19 protein-coding genes, 4 tRNA genes and 1 other annotated feature are annotated in these 23,393 nt (G+C 44.9%); of the genes, 9 read left to right on the forward strand and 14 right to left on the reverse strand.

The features are described from left to right. The first annotated feature begins 202 nt into the window (after nt 1-202). Entirely contained in the window at nt 203-715 is a 513-nt protein-coding gene (locus AB4503_RS17420; RefSeq protein WP_017061000.1) for a glycine cleavage system protein R, read from the forward strand. A 73-nt stretch (nt 716-788) separates the two neighbouring features. On the opposite strand, the gene nspC is transcribed toward AB4503_RS17420, so the two are convergent. From nspC to uvrY, 10 genes are all read right to left on the reverse strand, one after another. Continuing rightward, nucleotides 789-1,928, reverse strand: a complete 1,140-nt coding sequence (gene nspC, locus AB4503_RS17425; RefSeq protein WP_372115463.1) for a carboxynorspermidine decarboxylase — start codon at nt 1,926-1,928, stop codon at nt 789-791. 199 nt (nt 1,929-2,127) lie between these two features. Beyond that, on the reverse strand, nt 2,128-3,381 hold the full coding sequence (locus tag AB4503_RS17430) for a carboxynorspermidine synthase (RefSeq protein ID WP_017061002.1): 1,254 nt from the start codon (nt 3,379-3,381) through the stop codon (nt 2,128-2,130). Nucleotides 3,382-3,389: 8 nt separating this feature from the next. Then, entirely contained in the window at nt 3,390-6,341 is a 2,952-nt protein-coding gene (locus AB4503_RS17435) for a pyridoxal phosphate-dependent class III aminotransferase (RefSeq protein WP_372115464.1), read from the reverse strand. A 1,279-nt stretch (nt 6,342-7,620) separates the two neighbouring features. Continuing rightward, a tRNA-Gly gene (locus tag AB4503_RS17440) sits at nt 7,621-7,696 on the reverse strand. Between the two features lie 32 nt (nt 7,697-7,728). Continuing rightward, nucleotides 7,729-7,815, reverse strand: a tRNA-Leu gene (locus tag AB4503_RS17445). An 80-nt stretch (nt 7,816-7,895) separates the two neighbouring features. Continuing rightward, nucleotides 7,896-7,971 (reverse strand) — tRNA-Gly (locus AB4503_RS17450). A 36-nt stretch (nt 7,972-8,007) separates the two neighbouring features. Beyond that, nucleotides 8,008-8,081, reverse strand: a tRNA-Cys gene (locus AB4503_RS17455). Between the two features lie 266 nt (nt 8,082-8,347). Further along, nucleotides 8,348-8,905 (reverse strand): CDP-diacylglycerol--glycerol-3-phosphate 3-phosphatidyltransferase, encoded by a 558-nt coding sequence (gene pgsA / locus AB4503_RS17460; protein WP_372115465.1) that lies wholly within the window; start codon nt 8,903-8,905, stop codon nt 8,348-8,350. Between the two features lie 46 nt (nt 8,906-8,951). Further along, entirely contained in the window at nt 8,952-10,784 is a 1,833-nt protein-coding gene (gene uvrC, locus AB4503_RS17465; protein ID WP_372115466.1) for an excinuclease ABC subunit UvrC, read from the reverse strand. Nucleotides 10,785-10,799: 15 nt separating this feature from the next. Further along, nucleotides 10,800-11,444, reverse strand: coding sequence for a UvrY/SirA/GacA family response regulator transcription factor (gene uvrY, locus AB4503_RS17470; protein ID WP_004729778.1), 645 nt, complete (start codon nt 11,442-11,444; stop codon nt 10,800-10,802). Nucleotides 11,445-11,870: 426 nt separating this feature from the next. Between uvrY and AB4503_RS17475 the strand changes: the two genes are divergently transcribed. Beyond that, nucleotides 11,871-14,234, forward strand: a complete 2,364-nt coding sequence (locus tag AB4503_RS17475) for a DNA polymerase II (RefSeq protein WP_372115467.1) — start codon at nt 11,871-11,873, stop codon at nt 14,232-14,234. Between the two features lie 93 nt (nt 14,235-14,327). Here AB4503_RS17475 and AB4503_RS17480 read toward each other — a convergent pair whose 3' ends face one another. Continuing rightward, on the reverse strand, nt 14,328-15,095 hold the full coding sequence (locus tag AB4503_RS17480; RefSeq protein WP_017061494.1) for a hypothetical protein: 768 nt from the start codon (nt 15,093-15,095) through the stop codon (nt 14,328-14,330). A 137-nt stretch (nt 15,096-15,232) separates the two neighbouring features. On the opposite strand from AB4503_RS17480, the gene yeiP reads away from it, so the two are divergent. From yeiP to AB4503_RS17495, 3 genes are all read left to right on the forward strand, one after another. Then, on the forward strand, nt 15,233-15,802 hold the full coding sequence (yeiP, locus tag AB4503_RS17485) for an elongation factor P-like protein YeiP (protein WP_017055115.1): 570 nt from the start codon (nt 15,233-15,235) through the stop codon (nt 15,800-15,802). A 10-nt stretch (nt 15,803-15,812) separates the two neighbouring features. Continuing rightward, nucleotides 15,813-16,142 (forward strand): HI1450 family dsDNA-mimic protein, encoded by a 330-nt coding sequence (locus AB4503_RS17490; protein ID WP_004741258.1) that lies wholly within the window; start codon nt 15,813-15,815, stop codon nt 16,140-16,142. Between the two features lie 147 nt (nt 16,143-16,289). Then, on the forward strand, nt 16,290-16,772 hold the full coding sequence (locus tag AB4503_RS17495; RefSeq protein WP_017061495.1) for an RNA methyltransferase: 483 nt from the start codon (nt 16,290-16,292) through the stop codon (nt 16,770-16,772). Between the two features lie 234 nt (nt 16,773-17,006). On the opposite strand, the gene rluB is transcribed toward AB4503_RS17495, so the two are convergent. From rluB to rnm, 3 genes are all read right to left on the reverse strand, one after another. Beyond that, entirely contained in the window at nt 17,007-18,041 is a 1,035-nt protein-coding gene (gene rluB / locus AB4503_RS17500) for a 23S rRNA pseudouridine(2605) synthase RluB (RefSeq protein ID WP_017055112.1), read from the reverse strand. A gap of 159 nt (nt 18,042-18,200) precedes the next feature. Beyond that, the gene (locus tag AB4503_RS17505; protein ID WP_009848751.1) at nt 18,201-18,821 is read right to left on the reverse strand and encodes an L-threonylcarbamoyladenylate synthase; all 621 of its coding nucleotides are present in this window, start codon (nt 18,819-18,821) and stop codon (nt 18,201-18,203) included. Nucleotides 18,822-18,883: 62 nt separating this feature from the next. Further along, on the reverse strand, nt 18,884-19,738 hold the full coding sequence (gene rnm, locus AB4503_RS17510; RefSeq protein WP_372082727.1) for an RNase RNM: 855 nt from the start codon (nt 19,736-19,738) through the stop codon (nt 18,884-18,886). A 120-nt stretch (nt 19,739-19,858) separates the two neighbouring features. On the opposite strand from rnm, the gene AB4503_RS17515 reads away from it, so the two are divergent. The 4 genes from AB4503_RS17515 (at nt 19,859) to trpD (ending at nt 23,376) form a co-directional block, all read left to right on the forward strand. Continuing rightward, complete coding sequence (locus tag AB4503_RS17515; protein ID WP_009848753.1) at nt 19,859-19,984, forward strand: trp operon leader peptide; 126 nt, start codon at nt 19,859-19,861, stop codon at nt 19,982-19,984. After that, nucleotides 19,931-20,045, forward strand: a sequence feature (Trp leader region). It overlaps the preceding gene by 54 nt. Before the next feature lie 125 nt (nt 20,046-20,170). Further along, on the forward strand, nt 20,171-21,760 hold the full coding sequence (locus AB4503_RS17520) for an anthranilate synthase component 1 (protein ID WP_017063545.1): 1,590 nt from the start codon (nt 20,171-20,173) through the stop codon (nt 21,758-21,760). A gap of 2 nt (nt 21,761-21,762) precedes the next feature. Further along, the gene (locus tag AB4503_RS17525; RefSeq protein ID WP_017063544.1) at nt 21,763-22,371 is read left to right on the forward strand and encodes an aminodeoxychorismate/anthranilate synthase component II; all 609 of its coding nucleotides are present in this window, start codon (nt 21,763-21,765) and stop codon (nt 22,369-22,371) included. Between the two features lie 9 nt (nt 22,372-22,380). Further along, entirely contained in the window at nt 22,381-23,376 is a 996-nt protein-coding gene (gene trpD, locus AB4503_RS17530) for an anthranilate phosphoribosyltransferase (RefSeq protein ID WP_136977869.1), read from the forward strand. Nucleotides 23,377-23,393: the final 17 nt, after the last annotated feature.

Here is a 23,393-nt window from a genome sequence, read left to right on the forward strand (position 1 = left end):
CTTAAGTGAACGGCATTAGCTCTCTAGCCGCTTTTTTTGTGCCCTACTCTTCATTCTCTTTTTTTGCATCGAAGCTTAGTTTCAAAAATTGACCTAGGTCAAACATTGTTCGATGTAACCTTCTACACTGAAATTAAAGAACTTTATCGCGTGATATCAAACATTTAATTAGCAAAGAATAATTGAAACCTTGGGGGCTGATATGAACAGTACATTTATCGTAAACTTTATCGGAAAAGCATCACCAGCAACAATCAAACAGCTTGCTGCGGTTACTCACGAAAACGACGGCAAATGGCTCATCAGTAAAGTGAACTTTATTGAAGACCAAGTCGCAGGCGTACTAAAGGTTCAACTTCCAGCCATCAACGAATCGATTGTAAAAGAAGCGTTCAGCGCCAATCCAGATCTCATCGTGCAGTTTGTCGATTCCGATCATACACACAATGTTCAAGACACGGTCCATCACTTGAGACTCGACTCTAACGACCGAGCAGGTATCGTCAACGAAGTGACTCATGTATTGGATAGACAAGGAATCAGTATTCTCGATATGGATTGTCACCGCGTCTTTATCGCTGGTGGCGGCGGTGTTAGCTCAAGTCTATTCACATCAAAAATCGCCGTTAAGCTGCCAATCGAAGTACAGATCGACGACGTAGTTAATGAACTCGAAACGCTCAGTGAAGATACTCGTGTGATGATTGAAAGCTAAATAAACAAAATTAAAGAACAAAAAAGAGCAGCTCATTAGCTGCTCTTTGTATTGCTCTGAACTTGTGATTCAGTTACTTAACTGACCATTGTGATAATGAGCGTTTGAAGTCTTCATAGCCGAATTCATTTAGCTTCTGAACTTCACCACTGCTACGTTCACAGTAGATTGAAGGCATTTTAAGGCCATTGAACCAGTTCAATTTCACCATTGTGTAACCCGCGCTGTCTAACAGATGCAGCTTTTGACCAATCTTAAGTGGCTCATCAAAGCTCGCTTCGCAGAACTGATCGCCCGCAAGACATGAACACGAACCAATCACGTAGTCATGGCTGCCTGTTTCTGATGCTTCCAATACTGATGCGGGCTCATTGTAGATAAGCGTGTCAAGGCGGTGCGCCTCAGTCGCTGAATCCACAATCGCTGTTTTCTTCACGTTCTCAACAATATCGACCACTGTCACAACTAGGTCGGTTGTTTTAGTGATGATCGCTTCACCCGGCTCAAGATACATCTGCACACCGTGCTTTTCAGAGAAGACTTTCAGCGCAAGACCGAGTTTTTCGATGTCATAGCCAGGCCATGTGAAGAACACACCTCCGCCCATGCTCACCCAGTCCAACTTATCTAAGTGCTCACCAAACTGTTCTGAGATTGAATCAAGCAGGCCGATAAACGCATCGACGTCTTTGTTCTCACAGTTCATGTGGAACATCACACCATTAATCTCATCGAAAATTTCTGGTTTGATGTGGTCAGCTTGCACGCCCAAACGCGAGAATTGACGTGCTGGATTCGCCAAGTCTTGCCCTGCGTAGCTCACGCCCGGATTTAAACGTAAACCCAGTGAAGCTTTACCTTCAACAATATGACGGTAAGCAGCAAGTTGGCTTTGAGAGTTGAAGATCATCTTGTCGCAGATGTCAGCAACCTCTCTCACGTCATCTTCACTGTAGCCCACACTGTAAGCATGAGTTTCACCGCCAAAAGTTTCGTGACCTAATTTCACTTCATAAGGGCCAGAACTAGTAGTACCGTCTAGGTACGGTTTGATGATGTCAAACACGCCCCAAGTCGAGAAGCACTTAAGCGCAAGTACCAATTTCACACCTGAAATCTCTTTCAGTTGCTTGGCTTTTTCTAAGTTCGCAATCAACTTGTCTTCGTTGATCATGAAATATGGGGTTTTTAGTTCTTCTTTCTTAAACGTCATTTTTGTAAACACTCAAGCAGCATCTATAGATGGAAAGGTAAATTAACAATTTTGGTGTGATTTATTTTGATTTTGTCCTGTCCGAGCGCAGTGAGTTACAAAATCAAAATAAATGATACCAAAGCTTCAAGGCTATCATCATCGAAAAGGGAACAATCCATGTCCCCTTTAATTAGCAATCAAAACAAGAAATCAGTTCTTATTTTTTCAGCTCATGAATCACTGGAAGACCTTGGCCTGCTTCAAGCTCTTGAACATGCCAATCTAGACCAATTTCCGGCATAGTTGCTAGGAACGGATCTGGATTTAACTGTTCCATGTTGAACACGCCTTTATCAGCCCATTCGCCACGGAAGAACTGAAGTGCAGCGGTAATCGCTGGAACACCAGTTGTGTAAGAGATCGCTTGGTGCTCTACGTCTTCGTAAGCCACTTCGTGGTCTGCGTTATTGTAGATGAATACGCTACGCTCTTTACCATCTTTCTTACCTTGAACCCAAGTACCGATACACGTTAAACCAGTGTAACCCGGAGCTAGAGATGTTGGATCCGGTAGTAGTGCTTTAAGAACATGCAGAGGCTGAACCACAGTACCATCGTGCAGTGTTAGCGGATCTGGGCTAAGAAGACCGATATCACGCATGCAGTTGAAGTAGTTCAAGTATGCATCACCAAAGCCCATCCAAAATTCGATACGCTTAGCTGGGATGAACTCTTTCATTGAACGAACTTCATCATGCGCCATTGAGTAAACTTTGTGAGAACCACAGTTCGGGAATTCAAACTCAAGCATACGAGAGTGACAAGGTACTTGTTTCCACTCTTCATTTTCCCAGTAGAAAGAATCGCCTTGGATCTCAAGCATGTTGGTTTCTGGGTCAAAGTTTGTCGCAAACTTCTTGCCGTGGTCACCAGCATTCACATCCATTACATCAATTGAGTCAATCTCATCGAACAAGTGCTTAACCGCGTATGCAGCAAAGATTGATACCACACCTGGATCGAAACCAGCACCAAGAATACCTGTGATGCCTGCTTCAGCGAACTTCTCACGGTAGCCCCACTGCCAATCGTAAGCTTGTGGTACTTGTTGGCCTTCAGAACATAGGTCAACCGCTACCGATGTATCTAAATAAGAAACTTTAGATTGGTAACATGCTTCCATGATTGCCATGTTTACCCAAGGAGGACCAGCGTTGATCACTAGATCCGGCTGAACTTCTTTAATCAAAGCAACAAGCGCATCAACATCATCAGCGTCTACTGAACGTGCTTCTAGTTTCTTAGTTGAATCTTTAAGGTTGTTTTTGCCCTTGATAGATTCGATGATTTTTTCACACTTCGCGATTGTGCGAGAAGCGATTGTGATATCACCCAGTACTTCGTTATTTTGTGCTGCTTTGTGTGCAACAACCCAACCAACGCCGCCTGCACCAATTTGTAGAATAGCCATAGTATTAATTACCCTTGTTGTTCTGCTAGCTCAGTGGCTAGAGTTTGAATTTTGTTAATTAGAGATTTGAAATCTGATGTCTTTAGGCACGGATTCAAGATAGTGAATTTAAGCGCACTCTTACCATCCACGACCGTTTCACCGAGTACTGCAACACCACGAGTCAGCGCTTCCAATCTTAACGTTTGATTCAGTTTGTCTAAATCCATAGCACTGTTTGCTGATTGCTCATTGCTAAGCACCGAACGGAACAGCACCGTCGATAGTGAAGGCTCCGCTAATAGCTCTAAATCCGCTTGATTTTGAATCAGGTCGGCAACTTGAAGCGTCTGCTCTAGGAGATGGTCGTACATATCACCCAACTGCTTTGGTCCAACGCTTTGCATCGTCATGAAGACTTTCAATGCATCGAAACGCTTGGTGGTCGCAATAGACTTATCGACTAGATTTGGCAGTTCATCGTGTTCGCGGTTTAGGTAATCTGCGTGATGTAGAAGGTACTTAAAGTTCGCTTTGTCTTTGAGCAACACCGCACCACAGCTGATTGTTTGATAGAACAATTTGTGGAAATCGACACTCACAGAGTCCGCTTTTTCGATGCCTTGTAAGCGAGCCTTGTGGCTACTCAAGATAAGCGCGCCACCGTATGCACTGTCGACATGGAACCAAAGATCTTGCTGACTTGCGATTTCTGCAATCGCATCAAGGTCATCGATAGCACCATGATCGGTTGTGCCCGCAGTACCAATCACAGCAAAAGGAATCAGACCTTGTGCTTTCAGTGCTTTCACTTCTGCGTCTAGCAAGTCAGGCTTGATAGTGCCGTTTGCATTGGTATCAACACAGCACACTGCCGCTTCGCCTAGCCCTAGTAGAGAGGCTGACTTTTGAACCGTGAAGTGAGATTTCTTTGAACATAAGATACGCAGCTTGCTCGCGTATTCTGGTAAGCCAAGCTTTTGGATAGAATGACCATTGTGCTTATCCGCAACCCAGTCTCTCGCAAGCAATAAACCCATTAGGTTACTTTGCGTGCCACCGCTAGTGAAAACACCGTCAGCTTGTGCGCCAAGTTGGTATTTGTCACACATCCAATCCACGACGCGCTGCTCAACATAAGTCGCAGCCGATGCTTGGTCCCATGAATCCATTGATTGATTCAATGCCGCGATAATCGATTCCGCTGCTACCGAAGCCATAAGAGGAGGAGTGTGAAGGTGCGCAATGCAATCTGGGTGTTGCACGAAGATGGAGTTTGCAGCGACAAGGTCTGCAGTACTATCTACAACATCAACCAAAGCGTGTTGATTGTTATCAAGGTCGACAGCATTGATAGCTGCTTCTAGCACTTTTGGATCTAAACCCGAATAAGGGGTTTCAACCTGTTCAAAAACCGCTTTCATCGCTTGAGTGGTTTGGTTCATCACGTTAGCAAATTCGTCGCTACCGCCTAAACCTGTATGGATGAAATGCTTGTTCCATTCTTGGTTTGCTTGTTCGCTTGAAGCTGGGTCTTGTTGTAAGCCACCACCAGCTGCGATGATCGCTTCTTCCATTACGCGGAGTGCAAAGTCAATCTGCTCAAAAGAGATAATCATTGGCGGAAGGAAACGAATTACCGAGCCATCACGACCACCCTTTTCAACCATCAAGCCACGCTCTAACGCTGCTCGTTGAATCTCTAGGGTTAGTTCGCCGTCTGATTGTGGTTCGCCAAACTTGTTAAGCTCACCATTTGGTTGTTTGATCTCAGCACCGAGCATCAGGCCTTTACCACGAACTTCAGCAATACAGCTAACGCGTGATTGAATCTTCTCAAGCCCGTGACGTAAATATTGGCCTGCGATGTTCGCGTGCTCAACTAAGCCATCTCGTTCGATGATCTCCAACGCCTTAGCGCCAGAGACCATTGCTAATTGGTTACCACGGAATGTACCGGTGTGCTCACCCGCTTTCCATGTATCAATGCTCTTATCGAACACAAGCAGCGACATAGGCAGTCCGCCACCAATCGCTTTAGATAAACATAAGATATCTGGATTAACACCAGACTCTTCAAACGCAAATCGATGGCCAGTTTTGCCCACACCACACTGAATCTCATCAAAAATCAGTAGGATGCCGTGCTCATCACAGATGCGACGTAGGCCTTGTAACCAAGATGCTGGAGCAGGAATCACACCGCCCTCACCTTGCACAGGCTCAACGATCATCGCCGCCGGTTTCATGATGCCAGACTCGTCATCATTCAACATACGTTCGATGTAACGAATGCTCGCGTTAGCACCCGCTTCACCACCAATACCAAACGGGCAGCGTAGGTTGTATGGGAAAGGCATGAAGTGCACATCAGACATCAAGCCGCTACGACGCTCTTTAGTGCCGAGGTTACCCATCATACCCATGGTGCCGTTCGTCATACCATGGTAAGCACCACGGAAAGCAAACATGGTGTTGCGACCTGTGGTTTGCTTGGCGAGCTTGATCGCCGCTTCCACAGCGTCAGCGCCAGATGGGCCACAGAATTGAAGAACCGAGTTATTTGAAAAGTCTTGAGGAAGAAAAGCTTTAACTCGCTTGATAAACGTCTCTTTTGCTTGAGTCGTGATATCAAGTGTTTGGTATGGCAAACCAGAATCGAGTTGGTCTTTAAGTGCTTGGTTAATCTCAGGGTGGTTGTAACCCAGAGAAAGTGTACCTGCACCGGCTAAGCAATCGAGAAAGAGTTGGCCACGAGTATCTTCAACTAAAGCGCCACATGCTCGTTTAATAGCAATAGGCAGGCGTCTTGGGTAAGAGCGAACATCCGACTCATGCTGTTCTTGCTCTAGCAAAATAGCGTCAGGTGTTAGGTCGTACGTTCCCTCTAAGATAGGAACCATAGTTGAAAATGAATTTGCGATAGTATTGATATCGACTTCAAAGGCGGTAGTCATAAAAGTCCCCTTGAATGTGTTCATACTCACCTCCATCAGACGCAATTACCCACCAACTCTCGTTAAATTTGGAGAAAGTTCATAGTGAAGTACACGTATTGTCTAGAAATGAGATATAGCTGTACGCTCGCATAAGTCAAATGACGAATACGAAATTAAGCCGTCTTAAGACAGCGATAAATTGTTAGCGTGAGCTCAAGGTTCAGTAATGCTACTGTTTTGAAGAATTGGACATTTTTGCAGGATCGGGCAGCTATGAGGAGCTGGTCCCTTTGGAAATGCAGAGCTGATTAGCAATGTTGTAATTAGTGTGTTCAATGTTGGGTTTCCCATTAACATGACGAACTGCGCCATAAGTATCCCGTCTATCAGCTAAAGGACTAGCCAATACCTACCCTACGCAATGTCCCAATCAGCAAGAATGGTCACTACGCGTATCCCCCAGAAGCAATCGTTGCTCTTCTTGAACATTTTCATTCCGAGATTGCGCGGGAAAGTAACATAAAGTGAAATGAACGATCAATAGTTTTTAGTAATAGCTTGATAAATAGCAGCGGTGGCTAAGCAATTGCTGTAAATATCGTCACACTATCGTTTGGGAAAGAGATCCCCGGTTCATTCGTTCCTCATACCCGAGGATGACGACGTGGGGTTATAAACGTTGCTAGAGAAGCTTTTAGGTCATGGCGTCACTCCCTAGAGCGAGGTATGAATTCATAGAGAACCCCTTACAACATGTCATTGTATTGCTTTATTCAAGAAACTATCTGATGCAATAGATTAAACTGAAGTTAATCAGCAAGCGGCAAGAGATCCCCGGTTCATTCGTTCCTCACACCCGAGGATGACGACGTGGGTGTACAGGCGGTGTTAGTGGTGGCTTTGAGGCTGTGGCGCCTTTCCGTCATTCCTTAGCCTGAAGAATGAGTTCATTGGGAGTCCCTTACAACATGTCGATGTATTGTTTTATTCAGAAACTATCTGATGCAATAGATTAAACTGAAGTTAATCAGCAAGCGGCAAGAGCTCCCCGGTTCGCTCGTTCCTCACGCCCGAGGATGACGACGTGGATTTATAAACGTTACTAGAGAGACTTTGAGGTCATACCGTCTTTCCGTCATTCCCTAGCACGAGGAACGAGTTCATAGGGAATCTCGCTTTTAAAAACTAACTTGATTGCAAAATTTGAAACAGAGATAGAAATGAATGTTGAGTGCGGATTCGAACAAGAAGAGTTCTTAAACGTAAAAGCTAAACGTCAGAAACCAAAAAGCCCGAACATTTCTGTTCGGGCTTCTTAATTTGGAGCGATACATCGGGTTCGAACCGATGACCTCAACCTTGGCAAGGTTGCGCTCTACCAACTGAGCTAGTATCGCATTTGCTTTATCGAGATAAAGACTTTAATAGATGGTGCCCCGGGCCGGACTTGAACCGGCACAGCGCGAACGCCGAGGGATTTTAAATCCCTTGTGTCTACCAATTCCACCACCAGGGCACGCAATTCTTTATTGCGATGCCGATTACTGAAAAGTAAAACACCATCTTAATGCTGACGCCAATCAACATTACAAAATTTGGAGCGATACATCGGGTTCGAACCGATGACCTCAACCTTGGCAAGGTTGCGCTCTACCAACTGAGCTAGTATCGCATTTTCATTCAAATTCTTTCTAGAAGAAAGAGAGAATGGAGGCGCCTCCCGGAGTCGAACCGAGGTCCACGGATTTGCAATCCGCTGCATAGCCACTCTGCCAAGGCGCCTTAGTAACTCCAATCGAATCGCTCATTGCCATCCTCTTGGGTACGGGATGCATTCTACGGATTCAGACGATTGAGTCAATATTATTTTTGTATTTTTAATTCGTTTGAATAGATTTCATACGAAACAGGCCAAATAGCTGACTTTATGTTCAAAACACACTGTGAGCGGGTTATTCAAAGGAGATCTATATCACATTAGATATCCACTATTGATAACTTAACCTTAGGTTAAAGATCAAAAAAGCGAGCCTCAGCTCGCTTCTTCATCAATGATGTTTTTCGTCTAACAAATCGTCTTTGGCAGCCATCAAGTATTGTGCCATTGACCAATAAGTAAGAACGGTGGCGACATACAGTGCAATGTAACCTACCCACACCATCCAGTCGTCGTATCTCCAGATAAGTACCCAAAGAGCGAACATCTGAGAAACCGTTTTGACTTTACCAACCCAAGATACCGCAACACTTGCGCGTTTACCGATTTCAGCCATCCATTCACGAAGCGCTGAAATGATGATCTCACGAGCAATCATGGTCACGGCTGGAATAGTTATCCAAATAAAGTGGTAATGCTCTGTAATCAGGATAAGAGCCGTAGCGACCAACACTTTGTCAGCCACAGGGTCAATGAAGGCACCGAAGCGAGACGTTTGCCCTAACTTACGAGCTAGCATGCCATCTAGCCAATCAGTGAAACCGGCTACCCAAAACACCATCGCAGCAGCGAAAGGAGCCCATTGATAAGGTAGATAGAAAACGACAACGAATACTGGGATCAAAAATAGTCTCAGTAAGGACAAAATGTTAGGTATATTCAAACGCATATTATTGGGCTCTTATTAATTGCGCTTTAATGGTGCGGGATTTTTACTATTGTTTCAATGCTTGATAAATGTTTTCTGCCAAAGAATGACTAATGCCCGGCACTTTGGCTATTTCTTCGACAGTTGCACGCTTAAGTTCTTGTAAGCCACCCATATATTTCAGCAAAGCTTGACGACGTTTAGGTCCTACCCCTTCAATTCCTTCCAAAGCACTGGTTCTGCGCGTTTTACCACGTTTCGCCCTGTGCCCTGCAATCGCATGATTATGGCTCTCATCACGAATGTGCTGGATAAGATGCAGCGCTGGTGCATCGCTAGGTAAATTAAACTCTTCACCTTCAAGGGTTACCAAAGTTTCTAAACCCGGTTTACGCGTCACGCCTTTCGCAATACCCATCATTCTTGGTCTAAACGGCCAATCACCCCAATATTGAGAAATGATCTCATGAGCGCGGTTTAGCTGACCTTTACCACCATCGATAAAGATGATGTCTGGGATCTTGTCGACATCGAGTTGCTTCGAATAACGTCTCTCAAGCGCCTGAGCCATCGCTGCATAATCATCGCCACCTGTAATGCCGGTGATGTTGTAACGACGGTACTCTGGTTTAACCGGGCCTTCCTGATTGAACACTACACAAGAAGCTATCGTACTTTCACCCATAGTATGACTGATATCAAAACATTCCATGCGCTTGATAGCATCCATCGACAACACTTCTTGAAGCTCTTTGAAGCGTTGGTTGATGGTCATCTTATGATTAATCTTGGTGGTAATTGCCGTTAAAGCATTGGTATTCGACAATTTAAGGTAACGACCTCGAGTCCCTAAAGGATTGGTATTGAAGTGGATCTTCCGACCCGCAACTTCACACAAAGCTTCTTGAATCGGTGTGACATCTTCCATCAAATCGGCGTTGAGAATGAGGCGAGTTGGTATGGTTCTCGCTTCGTTATGTGCGAGATAATATTGACTTAAAAAGCTCGAAAAAACTTCTTCTCGCACCGTATTGTTGGGAATTTTAGGAAAATGGCTTCTACTGCCTAATACCTTACCTTGACGGATCATCAAGATATGAATACAAGCCACGCCATTCTCTTGAGCAAAGCCCAACACGTCCATATCTTCCATTGAATTATCAGATACGTACTGTTGCTCTTGCACCCGTCTAATCGCTTGGATTTGGTCGCGGAAAGCGGCCGCTTGCTCAAAGCGAAGCTCTTGACTAGCCTTGTCCATTTTGTCGATAAGCGTTTCAAGGACGAGCTTGTCTTTCCCCTGAAGGAATAGACGAACGTAGTCGATAAGCTCGCTGTATTCTTCATCAGAGATAATTGAACTAACACATGGCGCAGCACAGCGGCCAATTTGATACATCAAACACGGGCGCGTTCTGTTGGCATAAACCGTATCTTCACACTGGCGAGCAGGAAAAATTTTTTGTATTAAGTGTAACGTCTCACGCACAGCGCCAGAATCAGGATAAGGACCAAAGTATTCACCTTTTTTCTTCTTAGCACCGCGATGCATCGACAAACGAGGATGCTTATGGCCACTAATAAAAATATAAGGGTACGACTTATCATCACGCAGAAGTACGTTGTATTTCGGTAAATACTGCTTGATGTAGTTGTGCTCAAGAATAAGAGCTTCTGTTTCCGTATGAGTCACAGTGACATCGATTTTGTCGATATTACTGACTAGAGCACGTGTTTTTTCACTGTCTACTTTTTTACGGAAATAGCTGGAAAGGCGTTTTTTGAGGTTCTTAGCTTTACCGACGTAAATAACGACAGCCTCGGCGTTATACATTCGATAAACGCCAGGCTGCTCTGTTACTGTCTTAAGGAATGAGACTGAGTCAAACAAGTTGGTCACTATACGATCTCAGTGTTAAAGGGTCTCAGTGTCTAACATTCCATGTCTAATCGCTAAATGCGTCAGCTCTACATCGCCACTGATATCCAGCTTACTGAACAAGCGGTAGCGGTAACTGTTGACTGTTTTAGGACTTAGATTGAGTTGTTCTGAAATATCCGTCACTTTCTGACCTTTGGTAATCATCATCATGATTTGAAGTTCACGTTCAGATAAGTCTGCGAATGGATTTTCAGACGCAGGCGAGAATTGGCTCAAAGCCATCTGCTGCGCAATTTCTGGTGAAATGTATCGTTGGCCACTATTAACCACTCGAATTGCATTTACCATTTCATCCGGACCTGCCCCTTTAGTAAGGTAACCAGCAGCTCCAGCTTGCATCACTTTAGTTGGAAACGGATTTTCCGTATGAACAGTTAAAACGATGATTTTAACATCAGGGTTGAAACGCAAGATCTTCTTGGTTGCTTCTAAGCCACCAATACCAGGCATATTCATATCCATCAAAATAACGTCAGTATTGTTAGTACGACACCATTTTGCAGCATCTTCACCGCTTTCAGCTTCCCCTGCTACGTTCATTCCACGGACGTCTTCAATAATACGTCGTATCCCTGTGCGAACCAGCTCGTGATCATCTACAAGGAAAACATTTATCAAACTTGTATCTCCACACTATTAATTGGCTCTGCAACCACTGTGTCATTTCATCTGTTTGAAACAATTGAACAAAGGAACAGTGGATCGCAGCATTGAGTACATCTTAACTTAATTACTAAAAAAAAGCTCTGTTGAATATGTGCTGAAACACGAACTTTAGCAAGTACTTATTAACAAATAAGCTAACTAAAACAACAAGCTTTTTCTAAAAATCAACCAGTTAAAACAACACCCAATAAAATTACATAAGATAAAGATATTTTCAATACCATTGAATAACCATTCGCGACAATTTCACTTATTTGCTTATAGAGTCCCGTTATTTGCCTCTACTAACTAGAATTTAGTTAGTATTTTTACTGCCTTTTGTGCGCAGAGGGTCGCTAGATGGTAGTATTCGATTCCCCATTTCAATAGGTTACTACATTGGATATTCAGCAAGGCTTTGTACTCACAAGACAAGCAAGAGATTTTTCAGGGCGCACACAAATCGACTTGTGGTTAAGCACCCCTCAAGGCCCTACTCTGCTGACGATTCAAAATGAAAAACCGGTATTTTTTGTCGCTCAATCTGACGTTGAGGCATGTCAGGCAATCGCAGCGAAAGAGTCGATCGATTGCCAATTTAAGCCTCTAGAATTAGCCACATTCGAGCAAACACCTCTCGCCGCGTGTTACACCTCACTGTCGAGAAGCAGCTTTGGTTTAGCGCAAGCCTTTCACAACGAAGAAATCCAAACCTTTGAAAGCGATATTCGACTCGCCGATCGATTCTTGATGGAACGTTTTATCAAGGGAAGTATTGAGTTCACCGGATCTGCTGTGCAAAAAAATCAGCATCGTCGAGTCTCAAACGCAAAATGCCGAGCAGGTGATTACTTACCCAGTCTATCTGTGGTCTCGCTTGATATTGAGTGCTCGGAAAAAGGCGTGCTTTATTCAATTGGCCTAGACAGCCCGATGGACAGCCAAGTAATCATGGTCGGCGAAGCACAACAAGCTGAAACCAATATCCAATGGGTTGCCAACGAGAAAGCGCTACTTGAAGCGATGATAGCTTGGTTCTCTGAATTTGATCCTGACATCATCATTGGCTGGAATGTTATCGACTTCGATTTTAGGCTGCTGCACAAACGTTCAGAATGGAACGAAGTGAAGCTCAACATCGGCAGAGACAACCAACCGAGCTTTTTCCGCAGTTCTGCTCAAAATCAGCAAGGTTTTATCACGATTCCGGGGCGCGTTGTCTTGGATGGTATTGATATGCTCAAGACAGCGACCTACCACTTCCGTTCTTGGTCTCTTGAGTCGGTATCGCAAGAGCTGCTTGGGGAAGGCAAAGACATCCATAACGTTCATGACCGTATGGATGAGATAAACCGAATGTTTAAGTTCGATAAACCCTCACTCGCTAAGTACAACCTTCAAGACTGCGTACTGGTAAACAGCATCTTCGAGCACACTCACCTACTCGACTTCGCGATTGAGCGCTCTCGATTAACCGGTGTTGAGCTGGATCGCGTTGGTGGCTCAGTGGCAGCATTTACCAATTTGTACATGCCTCAGATACACAGAGCGGGGTATGTCGCGCCGAACTTAGAGCCGGAGAACTGGATTGCGAGTCCCGGCGGTTATGTGATGGATTCAATTCCCAATCTGTACGACTCGGTTTTGGTACTCGATTTTAAGAGCCTGTATCCATCGATCATTCGCTCGTTTCTGATTGACCCTATGGGACTAATTGAAGGGTTGAAGCTTGAACTAGGCCCAGCAGAAAACCAAGCCGTTGATGGCTTTCGAGGTGGGCAATTCCACCGCTCTAAACACTTCTTGCCCGAGATGATCGAAAACCTTTGGGCTGCACGTGATGTGGCGAAGAAGAACAACGAGAAAGCGTTCTCTCAGGCGATTAAGATCATCATGAACTCATTCTATGGTGTGTTAGGTTCGTCTGGTTGTCGTTTCTTCGATACCCGGTTAGCGTCTTCAATTACCATGCGTGGACATGAGATCATGAAGCAAACCAAGGTTCTGATCGAAGACAAAGGCTATCAAGTGATTTACGGCGATACCGATTCAACCTTCGTGTCTCTGAACGGCAGTTATGATCAGCAAAAAGCAGACGAGATCGGGAACACACTGGTCGCTTACATCAACGATTGGTGGACGAATCACTTAAAAGAGACCCACAACCTAACCTCAATACTCGAATTGGAATACGAGACTCACTATCGCAAGTTTCTAATGCCGACCATTAGAGGTTCAGAAACCGGCTCGAAGAAACGTTATGCCGGATTAATCACTCAAGGCGATAAAGAAAAGATCATATTTAAAGGGCTTGAGAGTGCACGCACCGATTGGACACCTCTCGCACAGCAATTCCAAAAAACCTTGTATGAGATGGTGTTTCACGATCAAGATCCAACCGACTACGTCAGACAGTTCGTTGATGAGACCTCTGCTGGCAAACATGATGATTTATTGGTGTATCAAAAGCGCTTACGCCGCAAATTACATGAATACCAAAAGAACATTCCGCCGCAGGTTCGCGCAGCTCGTATGGCCGATGAGATCAATGCTCAGTTAGGGCGCCCTCTTCAATACCAAAATAAAGGACGCATTGAGTATTTGATTACTCTGAGTGGCCCTGAGCCCAAGGAGTATTTAAAGAGTGGTATCGATTATCAGCACTATATCGACAAGCAGATTAAACCGGTCGCAGAGGCAATACTGCCCTTCATCGGTTTAGACTTTGAAAGAGTTAGTGGGCAGCAGTTGGGTTTGTTCTAGCACTATATTCAATATGCTCTTAAAACGAAAAAAGCAGAGATATGTTCTTCAGCACACTCTGCTTTTTAGTATCAATGGATCGGTTATAAATCTCTATCCGATTCTGAACTCGGTTTTCTGATACTGCTTAATCAACCACTCACCAAAGCCATCAAGAATACCGATCACCGAACGTTTAGGGATTGGTCGACCAGAAAGTAAAATGCCCAACCTTTGGATTTCGACTTCTCGATCTGGGTGATACTTCAAGAACTGTTGGCCACATTCAACAGGATCATCGTACCAATATTTATCGCGGTACATCACCAGTGAGTAACTCGCCCGTAGAAGCTTCTTGGCAATAATCACCTGCGCAGCGACTTGTTGTTCTGGCGTTGTCGCTCGTGCGATCTTGTTGCGATACACCGCCAACCAGTTTTCCGCATCCATATTCCAGTGCTTAGCGATTTCCCAACTTGTTTCAAAATCACCATAGCAGTCTGATAAGTCTTCACCATGCACACACACGGCTAAATGCTTGAGCATAAAACCCCAAGTGAAGATATTGTCGAAATCGACTATCTCACTCACTAAGGTAGTTTTTATCGCCACTTGAGTTACCTGCGGGAAGCTCTTTTGGAAACGCCATTTGATGGTGTTCAACAAAGTGGTTCGTTGGTCAGGAAACGGTCGATGGGTCACCACAACCACATCTAGATTGGAGCGACCGAAGACGGCTTGCTTACGAGCCACACTGCCATAAATATAAATACTGTGCAGATTAGATCCTAACCCACCTTTTAGAAAGGTAATCAGATCGTTAACCACAGGTTGAAATTCAGGTTGAAAAGGCTGTGTTGGGTCAATAACGGGTAGCTGCATAGGTCGTTTCGGTAAATAAAATAATGATTTAACTATAACTCTATGATCGCCTAGGTGACTTTATGATTCAAGCTATTCCTATTTATAGCATCTCCGAGATATAATCAGCGGATAGACCCACTAAGGACAAACACAAAATGCCTAGAGCAAGTGAAATTAAAAAAGGTTTTGCTATCACAGTAGAAAGCAAAACAGTGATCGTTAAAGATATCGAAGTAACAACACCAGGCGGCCGTGGCGGCCAAAAGATTTACCGCTTCCGTGGTAACGATGTAGCAACTGGCGTTAAAACTGAAGTTCGCCACAAGGCTGACGAAATTGTTGAAACTATTGACGTAACTAAGCGTGCAGTAATGTTCTCTTACGTTGATGGCAACGAGTACATCTTCATGGACAACGAAGATTACACACAATTCATCTTCAACGGTGAGACTATCGAAGACGAACTACTGTTCATCAACGAAGAAACTCAAGGCATGTACGCGATCCTTATCGACGGCAACGCTGCAACGCTTGAGCTACCAACATCTGTTGAACTAGTTATCGAAGAGACTGATCCTTCAATCAAAGGTGCATCAGCGTCTGCTCGTACTAAGCCTGCTCGTCTTTCTACAGGTCTTACTATTCAAGTACCTGAATACATCGCGACTGGCGACAAAGTAGTAGTAAACACTGCTGAACGTAAATACATGAACCGCGCAAGCTAAGATACTTATTATGACCGAAGCTAACGACCTAATGTCTTATGACGACGCAATTGACACTGCATACGACATCTTCCTAGAGATGGCACCTGACAACCTAGAGCCTGCAGACGTGATTCTTTTCACTGCTCAGTTTGAAGATCGTGGCGCAGCAGAGCTTGTTGAAACTGGCGATGATTGGGTTGAACATGTTGGCTTTGAAGTCGACAAAGAGATCTACGCTGAAGTGCGCATTGGTCTTGTGAATGAAGCTGATGACGTTCTAGACGACGTATTTGCTCGCATGTTAATCAGCCGTGATCCAGAACATAAGTTCTGTCACATGCTGTGGAAACGCGACTAATACCGCTGTTGACGCTCATCTGCATGAGTAAACAAGTATTCATGTAAGCGAGTTAAAAGTTAGCCGAGCCCATTGCTCGGCTATTTTTATCACGCTATTTTCCATCGTGATTCATCACTTTCATCATCAACGTTAGATTCACTGATTATGACCAAAGCAAAAACAGACACACAATCAAAAGGCTATGCCTGCATTGGCCTAGTTAACCCAAAGACGCCAGAAAACGTAGGCTCAGTGATGCGAGCAGCTGGCTGCTACGGCGCCAACTCTGTGTTTTACACTGGCACACGCTACGACCATGCGCGAAAATTCCATACCGATACCAAAGAAAAGCACTTAGCCCTGCCTTTGATTGGTGTTGAAGAGCTGAAAGATATTATTCCAGTAGGCTGCGTGCCGGTTGCTGTTGATCTGATTGAAGGTGCTAAGCCTCTACCTGATTACAAGCACCCACCACGTGCGTTTTACATTTTTGGCCCAGAAGATGGCACGCTAAAGAAAGAAATCACAGATTTCTGTCGTGAGACGATTTACGTTCCGACCAACGGCTGTATGAATCTAGCGGCATCAGTGAATGTAGTGCTTTACGACCGATTAGCGAAAGGCGATAACTTCTCGAATCATAAGTAAATAGAACGAGATACGAGATACGAGATGCGAAAAGATTTATAGATACGTGTAAACGAGATAAGAGATGCGAAGAGCATGCTTACTGCCGATTATGGCAGTATGTTTTCGATACTCGATTACTCGCATCCCGAATCTTTTATTTCTTCTAGACGTAAAAAAACCTGCTCAATGAGCAGGTTTTTTAGTATTCAGTGCTTTTAGCTAATGAAGCTTTACGCGCAATAAATTACGTAATTACTGACGTGTTCTTGGCTTAGCTGGTTTAGCCGGACGACCGTTGTTCAGTTTAGGCTTACTTTTGTTAGCCTGAGGTTTGCCTTTGTTTGCAGCTGGAGCGCTACGACCTGAATCAGGTGTTGTAGTACCGCGAGTTGCAGGCTTCTTACGCTTAGTTTGGTTGCTACGGCCTTTTGGTGCGTTTGCACGCTCTTCGTGACGTTTAACAGCACGACGAATTTTTTGGCTACGAGAACGCTCACGCTTACGAGAAGTGTTTGAAGGATCAAGATCCAACAGTGTCTCTTTCTCAGGCTTAAGCTCAACAAGCTCACGCAGGTAGTTAACTTCTTGAAGATCTAGCTCTTTCCAACCGCCACGAGGCAGTTTCTTATCAAGGTAGATATCACCGTAACGTACACGTTTCAGGCGGCTTACTGTCGTTTCTTGAGATTCCCAAAGACGACGAACTTCACGGTTACGACCTTCGTTAATCGCTACGTAGAAAGTATGGTTCATACCTTCACCACCAGCGTAAACAACATCTTCAAAACGAGCCATGCCGTCTTCTAGTTGTACACCACGAGTAACGTTTTTAACTTTTTGCTCAGTCACTTCACCGAATACACGTACTAGGTACTCACGCTCAACCTGACGGCTTGGGTGCATTAGACGGTTTGCAAGCTCACCATCAGTAGTGAAAAGCAAAAGGCCTGATGTGTTTGCATCAAGACGACCAACTGAAATCCAACGAGAACCACGGATCTTAGGTAGACGATCGAAAACAGTACGGCGGCCTTCAGGGTCGTGACGAGTACAAAGCTCACCTTCAGGTTTGTAGTAAGCAAGTACACGACAAACCACTTCTTCAGAAGCCTTGCCTGAAACAGTATGGCCATCGATACGGATCACTGAGTTCTCGTCTTCAAGACGCTCGCCCAGTTTCGCAACTTGACCGTTAACACTTACACGACCAGATTTGATTAAACCTTCTAGTTCACGACGAGAACCGTGACCAGCTCGCGCTAAAACCTTCTGTAATTTTTCGCTCATTTACTCTTTTCTACCTAATTGTCGTCTTCACAGACGTCGAATGAATTTTTCGCGACCAAATCGCGGTCGCGTATTATCGCAAATAACCTGCCAAAAAGCACTTGTTATTTACTGTGGCAGGTTTGCTGTATCGTTACAGACTGTTAATCAGTAAAGCGATTATTCAAACGGCGCAGGATCGCCAGCACCACGACGTAGAACCACGGCATCATCGTCACTGAAGTCAATAACGGTCGTCGGTTGCTCACCTAAGTAACCGCCATTCAAAATCACATCAACCGCATGCTCTAGGCTGTCACGAATTTCTTCTGGATCCGACTCTGTAGTCTCGTTACCCGGAAGAATCAGAGACGTCGACATCAGTGGTTCGCCCATCGCTTCCAACAGGTCGAGTGCAATCTTGTTGTCTGGGACACGAATACCAATCGTTTTACGCTTGGCGTTCATCAAACGCTTTGGCACTTCTTTGGTTGCTTTAAATATAAACGTGTAAGCACCTGGCGTGTGTGCTTTCAGCAGACGGAAAGCCACGTTATCAACACGTGCATACAGTGATAACTCAGAAAGATCACGACATAACAAGGTGAAATTGTGCTTGTCATCGATGCGACGAATTTTACAGATACGTTCAAGTGCTTGTTTGTTTTCAAGCTGACAGCCCAGCGCATAACCGGAATCTGTTGGATAAACCACAACGCCGCCATTGCGAATAATCGCAACCGCTTGAGTAATTAAGCGTGCTTGTGGGTTATCTGGGTGTACATAAAAAAACTGGCTCATTGTTGATCCTCGTTATCGAATCTCTCGACTCTATCATCAGAAGGAGCTGGCTCACCTAAAGACTATTCAGATGGTGAAACCGTTTGAAACTCCCAATCTTTCCATACTTCTTCGACCCCAGAAGGTAGCCAGAGATTGCGTCCAAGTTCCATCCACGGAGATGGGTAATGGAAATCACTGCCTTGGGAGGCTAATAGTTTGTATTGTATAGCATAATCCGCGAGTGTGCGTCTTTCTTGTTGCGCTTGCTGAGGTTGAGCTACTTCCATCGCATCCCCTTTCGCTTCAACAAATGCCGCTAGCAGGCGCTTAACCCACTTGGCTGTAAGTCCATATCGCCCAGGGTGAGCGAGTACGGCTTGTCCACCAGCGGCATGAATAGCCGTGACAGCATCACTCATTGAACACCACGTTGGCGGCACATAACCTGGGTTATTGCGAGTAAGAAACTTTTTAAACACCTGCTGCATGGTTTTCGCGTAGCCATTGTCGACTAACCATTTCGCAAAGTGTGCTCGAGTAATTGGTGCATCACCCGCAATCAATTTAACTTCTTCTAGCACCCCTTCACGAGTCGCTTTCTCAAGACGTTGAGCAATCATCTCTGCACGTCCAATACGGTGTTGCTTCTGTCGCTCAATGAGCGCTTTGAGTTCTGGTGACTCAGGATCAACGTTTAACCCAACAATATGGATATCTTTGTTTTGCCAAACAGTCGAAATCTCAATGCCGTTGATCAGCTGAATAGGAAGATTGTTATCAGCAATATAGTTGCGTGCTTCAGCAAGCCCATCAGTCGTGTCATGATCTGTAATCGCTAGCGCTTCGATGTTAAAGCCAAGCGCTCGGTCAATTAGCTCAGGTGGAGTAAGTCGGCCATCTGAGGCTGTTGTATGACTATGTAGATCAATTCTCATATATTCTTTTTCATTGTTTTCAATTTTTATCGTTATATTTGTGTCAACACACTTGACCCGCAAGCAAAAAACTAGTTAACTAGTACACAAATACGAAGTATCACATTTGATAGGTTCACCATGTTACAAGAATTTAACCAAAACCATAAAGATAAAGTTTTAGAACTTTCTTCAGTAGAAGCAAGTTCAGAGCTTAATTGGTGGCGCACTTGGACAAGTTCTTGGTGGGCTAACGTGTACTTCTAGTTAAACAGTTTGTTTATAAAAAAGTTATCACTAAGCCCGCTTTAATAGCGGGCTTTTTAATTTGTCGAACATCTCACATTCAACTGACTAACAAATCATCGAATTGACCATATTCTAGATTGGGTGAAAGGTATCTTTATGCGACTATGTACGGCAGGAAATTTAAAGAATCATAAAGGAGGTCTTGTGAACAAGGCCATTGAAATCAAAAAGCTGGGAACCATTGAGGTCATCAATTCCTCAGTTCCTTACTCGCAAGATCCAACCAGCGTTTTTCATACTTTGTGTGAAAACAAAACTGATAGTCTTTTGTTGGAATCTGCCGAGATTGAATCTAAACAGAACCTGACAAGCCTACTCCTTATCGACTCTGCTGTTCGCATCGTATGTCGCGGACATGAAGTAACCTTTCAAGCATTGACTGAAAACGGTCAAGCGCTTATCGAACATCTCACTCAAAACGTGAAAGCAGAAATTAAATCTGACCTTACTGATAACGTTTTGACGCTGACTTTTATCGAACCAAGCAACGAATTAGACGAAGACTCACGTTTAAGAGAAGCCTCTTCATTCGATGCACTGCGTTTGGTTCAGCACAGCTTTGAGCAAGACGCGGATAACAAACACGCATTATTCATGGCGGGCTTATTCGCTTACGACATCGTGGCAAACTTTGAGCCACTAGGTGATGCTGAAGCAACCAACAATTGTCCTGACTTTGTATTCTACGTAGCTGAAACACTATTGCGTTTCGATCACCAAGAGAACGAAGGCCTACTTCACGCGAGCTTATTTGCTCAAGATGACAACATCAAAGCGCAATTAACTGACCGTCTAGCCGACATTCAAACTCAGTGTCAGTCCCTGAAAGCCATCACTGAAGTAACGCCGTTAGACAACGTTGAAGCTGTACCTAGCGTTTCAGATGAAGACTTCTGCCAAACGGTTCGTGATTTAAAAGAGTACGTAGTTAAAGGCGATGTATTCCAAGTGGTACCTTCACGCCGCTTCACTCTACCTTGCCCTGCCCCACTGGCGGCTTATAAAGAACTCAAACAAAGCAACCCAAGCCCTTACATGTTCTACATGCAAGACGAGCTGTTTACTCTGTTCGGTGCATCTCCAGAAAGCGCGCTGAAATACGAGACAGAAACCAACCAAATCGAGATCTACCCGATTGCTGGTACTCGTCGTCGTGGTAAGCGCCCTGACGGTCAAATCGATTTCGACCTAGACAGCCGTATCGAGCTTGAACTGCGTACCGACAAGAAAGAAAACGCCGAGCACATGATGCTAGTTGACCTAGCGCGTAACGATGTGGCACGTATTGCCGAAGCTGGCACTCGCCACGTAGCAGACTTACTGAAAGTAGACCGCTACAGCCATGTAATGCACTTGGTTTCTCGTGTTGTTGGTCAGCTCCGTGAAGACTTAGATGCTCTGCACGCTTACCAAGCTTGTATGAACATGGGCACGCTAACGGGCGCACCAAAAATCCGCGCAATGCAGCTTATTCGTGACGTAGAAAAAACGCGTCGTGGTAGCTACGGTGGTGCAGTCGGTTATCTAACCGGTGAAGGGACTCTAGATACTTGTATCGTAATTCGCTCTGCTTACGTTGAAGATGGCGTAGCACAAGTACAAGCTGGCGCTGGTGTGGTATTCGATTCAGACCCACAAGCAGAAGCCGATGAAACTCGCGGCAAGGCACAAGCGGTTATCTCAGCGATTCAAGCAGCTCATACTAAGAACCTAACAAATAAGAAGGAGTCGTAATCATGGCTGATATTGTATTCATCGATAACTTCGACTCGTTCACTTACAACCTTGTAGACCAATTTCGTTCATTAGGTCACAGCGTAAAAATTTACCGTAACAACATTCCTGCAAAAGTAGTTGAAGCGGCGATCAACGAACTAGACAACCCTGTTGCACTGCTTTCGCCAGGCCCTGGCGCTCCAGCAGATGCGGGTTGTATGCCAGAGCTGATTCAGCTTCTAAAAGGTAAAGTGCCAATGATTGGTATTTGCTTAGGCCACCAAGCGATTGTTGAAGCCTATGGCGGCACCGTTGCAGGCGCTGGCGAAATCATTCATGGTAAGGTGTCGATGATGGAACACCAAAACCATGCGACTTACCAAGGCTTACCTTCGCCATTGGCTATCGCTCGCTACCACTCTTTAGTGGCAACGCATGTATCTGATAGCCTAACAGTGACCGCTGAAGTAGATGATTTGGTGATGTCTGTGGTTCAAGAACAAGACAAGGTGTGTGGATTCCAATTCCACCCTGAATCAATTATGACGACCTACGGTGCAACGCTTCTAGCAAACGCTATCGAATGGGCTCTTGAGAAACCTCTTCGCCTTGAAAAGACTGGAAAATAGGAAACGATCATGGAACAGATTAATAAACTTTACGAACAGCAGTCTCTTACTCAAGAAGAAAGCCAACAGTTATTTGATGTGATCATCAAGGGTGAACTAGACCCAATCTTGATGGCTTCTGCGCTAACTGCACTGAAAATCAAAGGCGAAACGCCCGATGAAATTGCAGGCGCAGCAAAAGCACTACTTGCGAATGCAAACCCGTTCCCGCGCCCTGATTACGATTTCGCAGACATCGTAGGTACAGGTGGCGACGGTCACAACACCATCAATATCTCGACGACTTCTGCATTTGTTGCCGCAGCGTGTGGCTTAAAAGTCGCGAAGCACGGTAACCGCAGCGTATCGAGCAAATCAGGCTCTTCTGACTTACTGGATTCGTTCGGTATCAACCTAGCGATGACAGCTGAAGACACACGTACGGCTGTTGATGAACTTGGCGTAGCATTCCTATTTGCTCCGCAATATCACGTTGGTGTACGTCACGCGATGCCGGTTCGTCAAACAATGAAAACGCGCACTATCTTCAATATTCTTGGCCCACTGATTAACCCTGCTCGCCCTAACATCGAGCTAATGGGTGTTTACAGCAAAGAGCTGGTACGCCCTATCGCAGAAACCATGCTGCAAATGGGCATGAAGCGTGCAGCTGTTGTGCACGGTAGCGGCCTAGATGAAGTAGCGATTCACGGCGAGACTATCGTTGCTGAGATTAAAGATGGCAAGATTCACGAGTACACAGTGACTCCGGCTGACTTTGGTTTGAACACTCACCCTCTTGAAGCGATTAAGGGCGGCGAGCCAGAAGAGAACAAAGCCATCACAACTGATATCCTGACGGGTAAAGGCACTGATGCTCAAGTTGGCGCAGTGGCAGTCAACGTAGCTCTGCTGATGCGTCTATTTGGTCACGAAGACCTAAAAGCCAACGCTCAGCAAGCGATTGACGCGATGAACTCTGGCAAAGCGTACGAGCTTGTACATAAGCTTGCTGCACACGCCTAACGAACGACGAATTGAGA

The organism is Vibrio sp. 10N.222.55.B11 (assembly GCF_041473705.1).
GTDB lineage: Bacteria > Pseudomonadota > Gammaproteobacteria > Enterobacterales > Vibrionaceae > Vibrio > Vibrio crassostreae_C.

Coding starts and splice junctions, on each gene's coding strand:
- AB4503_RS17505 (WP_009848751.1), bottom strand. CDS start 18,821: ATGAGCCAGTTTTTTTATGTACACCCAGATAACCCACAAGCACGCTTA.
- AB4503_RS17515 (WP_009848753.1), top strand. CDS start 19,859: ATGTTACAAGAATTTAACCAAAACCATAAAGATAAAGTTTTAGAACTT.
- nspC (WP_372115463.1), bottom strand. CDS start 1,928: ATGACGTTTAAGAAAGAAGAACTAAAAACCCCATATTTCATGATCAAC.
- trpD (WP_136977869.1), top strand. CDS start 22,381: ATGGAACAGATTAATAAACTTTACGAACAGCAGTCTCTTACTCAAGAA.
- AB4503_RS17525 (WP_017063544.1), top strand. CDS start 21,763: ATGGCTGATATTGTATTCATCGATAACTTCGACTCGTTCACTTACAAC.
- AB4503_RS17495 (WP_017061495.1), top strand. CDS start 16,290: ATGACCAAAGCAAAAACAGACACACAATCAAAAGGCTATGCCTGCATT.
- AB4503_RS17435 (WP_372115464.1), bottom strand. CDS start 6,341: ATGAACACATTCAAGGGGACTTTTATGACTACCGCCTTTGAAGTCGAT.
- rnm (WP_372082727.1), bottom strand. CDS start 19,738: ATGAGAATTGATCTACATAGTCATACAACAGCCTCAGATGGCCGACTT.
- yeiP (WP_017055115.1), top strand. CDS start 15,233: ATGCCTAGAGCAAGTGAAATTAAAAAAGGTTTTGCTATCACAGTAGAA.
- rluB (WP_017055112.1), bottom strand. CDS start 18,041: ATGAGCGAAAAATTACAGAAGGTTTTAGCGCGAGCTGGTCACGGTTCT.
- AB4503_RS17490 (WP_004741258.1), top strand. CDS start 15,813: ATGACCGAAGCTAACGACCTAATGTCTTATGACGACGCAATTGACACT.
- AB4503_RS17480 (WP_017061494.1), bottom strand. CDS start 15,095: ATGCAGCTACCCGTTATTGACCCAACACAGCCTTTTCAACCTGAATTT.
- pgsA (WP_372115465.1), bottom strand. CDS start 8,905: ATGCGTTTGAATATACCTAACATTTTGTCCTTACTGAGACTATTTTTG.
- AB4503_RS17430 (WP_017061002.1), bottom strand. CDS start 3,381: ATGGCTATTCTACAAATTGGTGCAGGCGGCGTTGGTTGGGTTGTTGCA.
- AB4503_RS17420 (WP_017061000.1), top strand. CDS start 203: ATGAACAGTACATTTATCGTAAACTTTATCGGAAAAGCATCACCAGCA.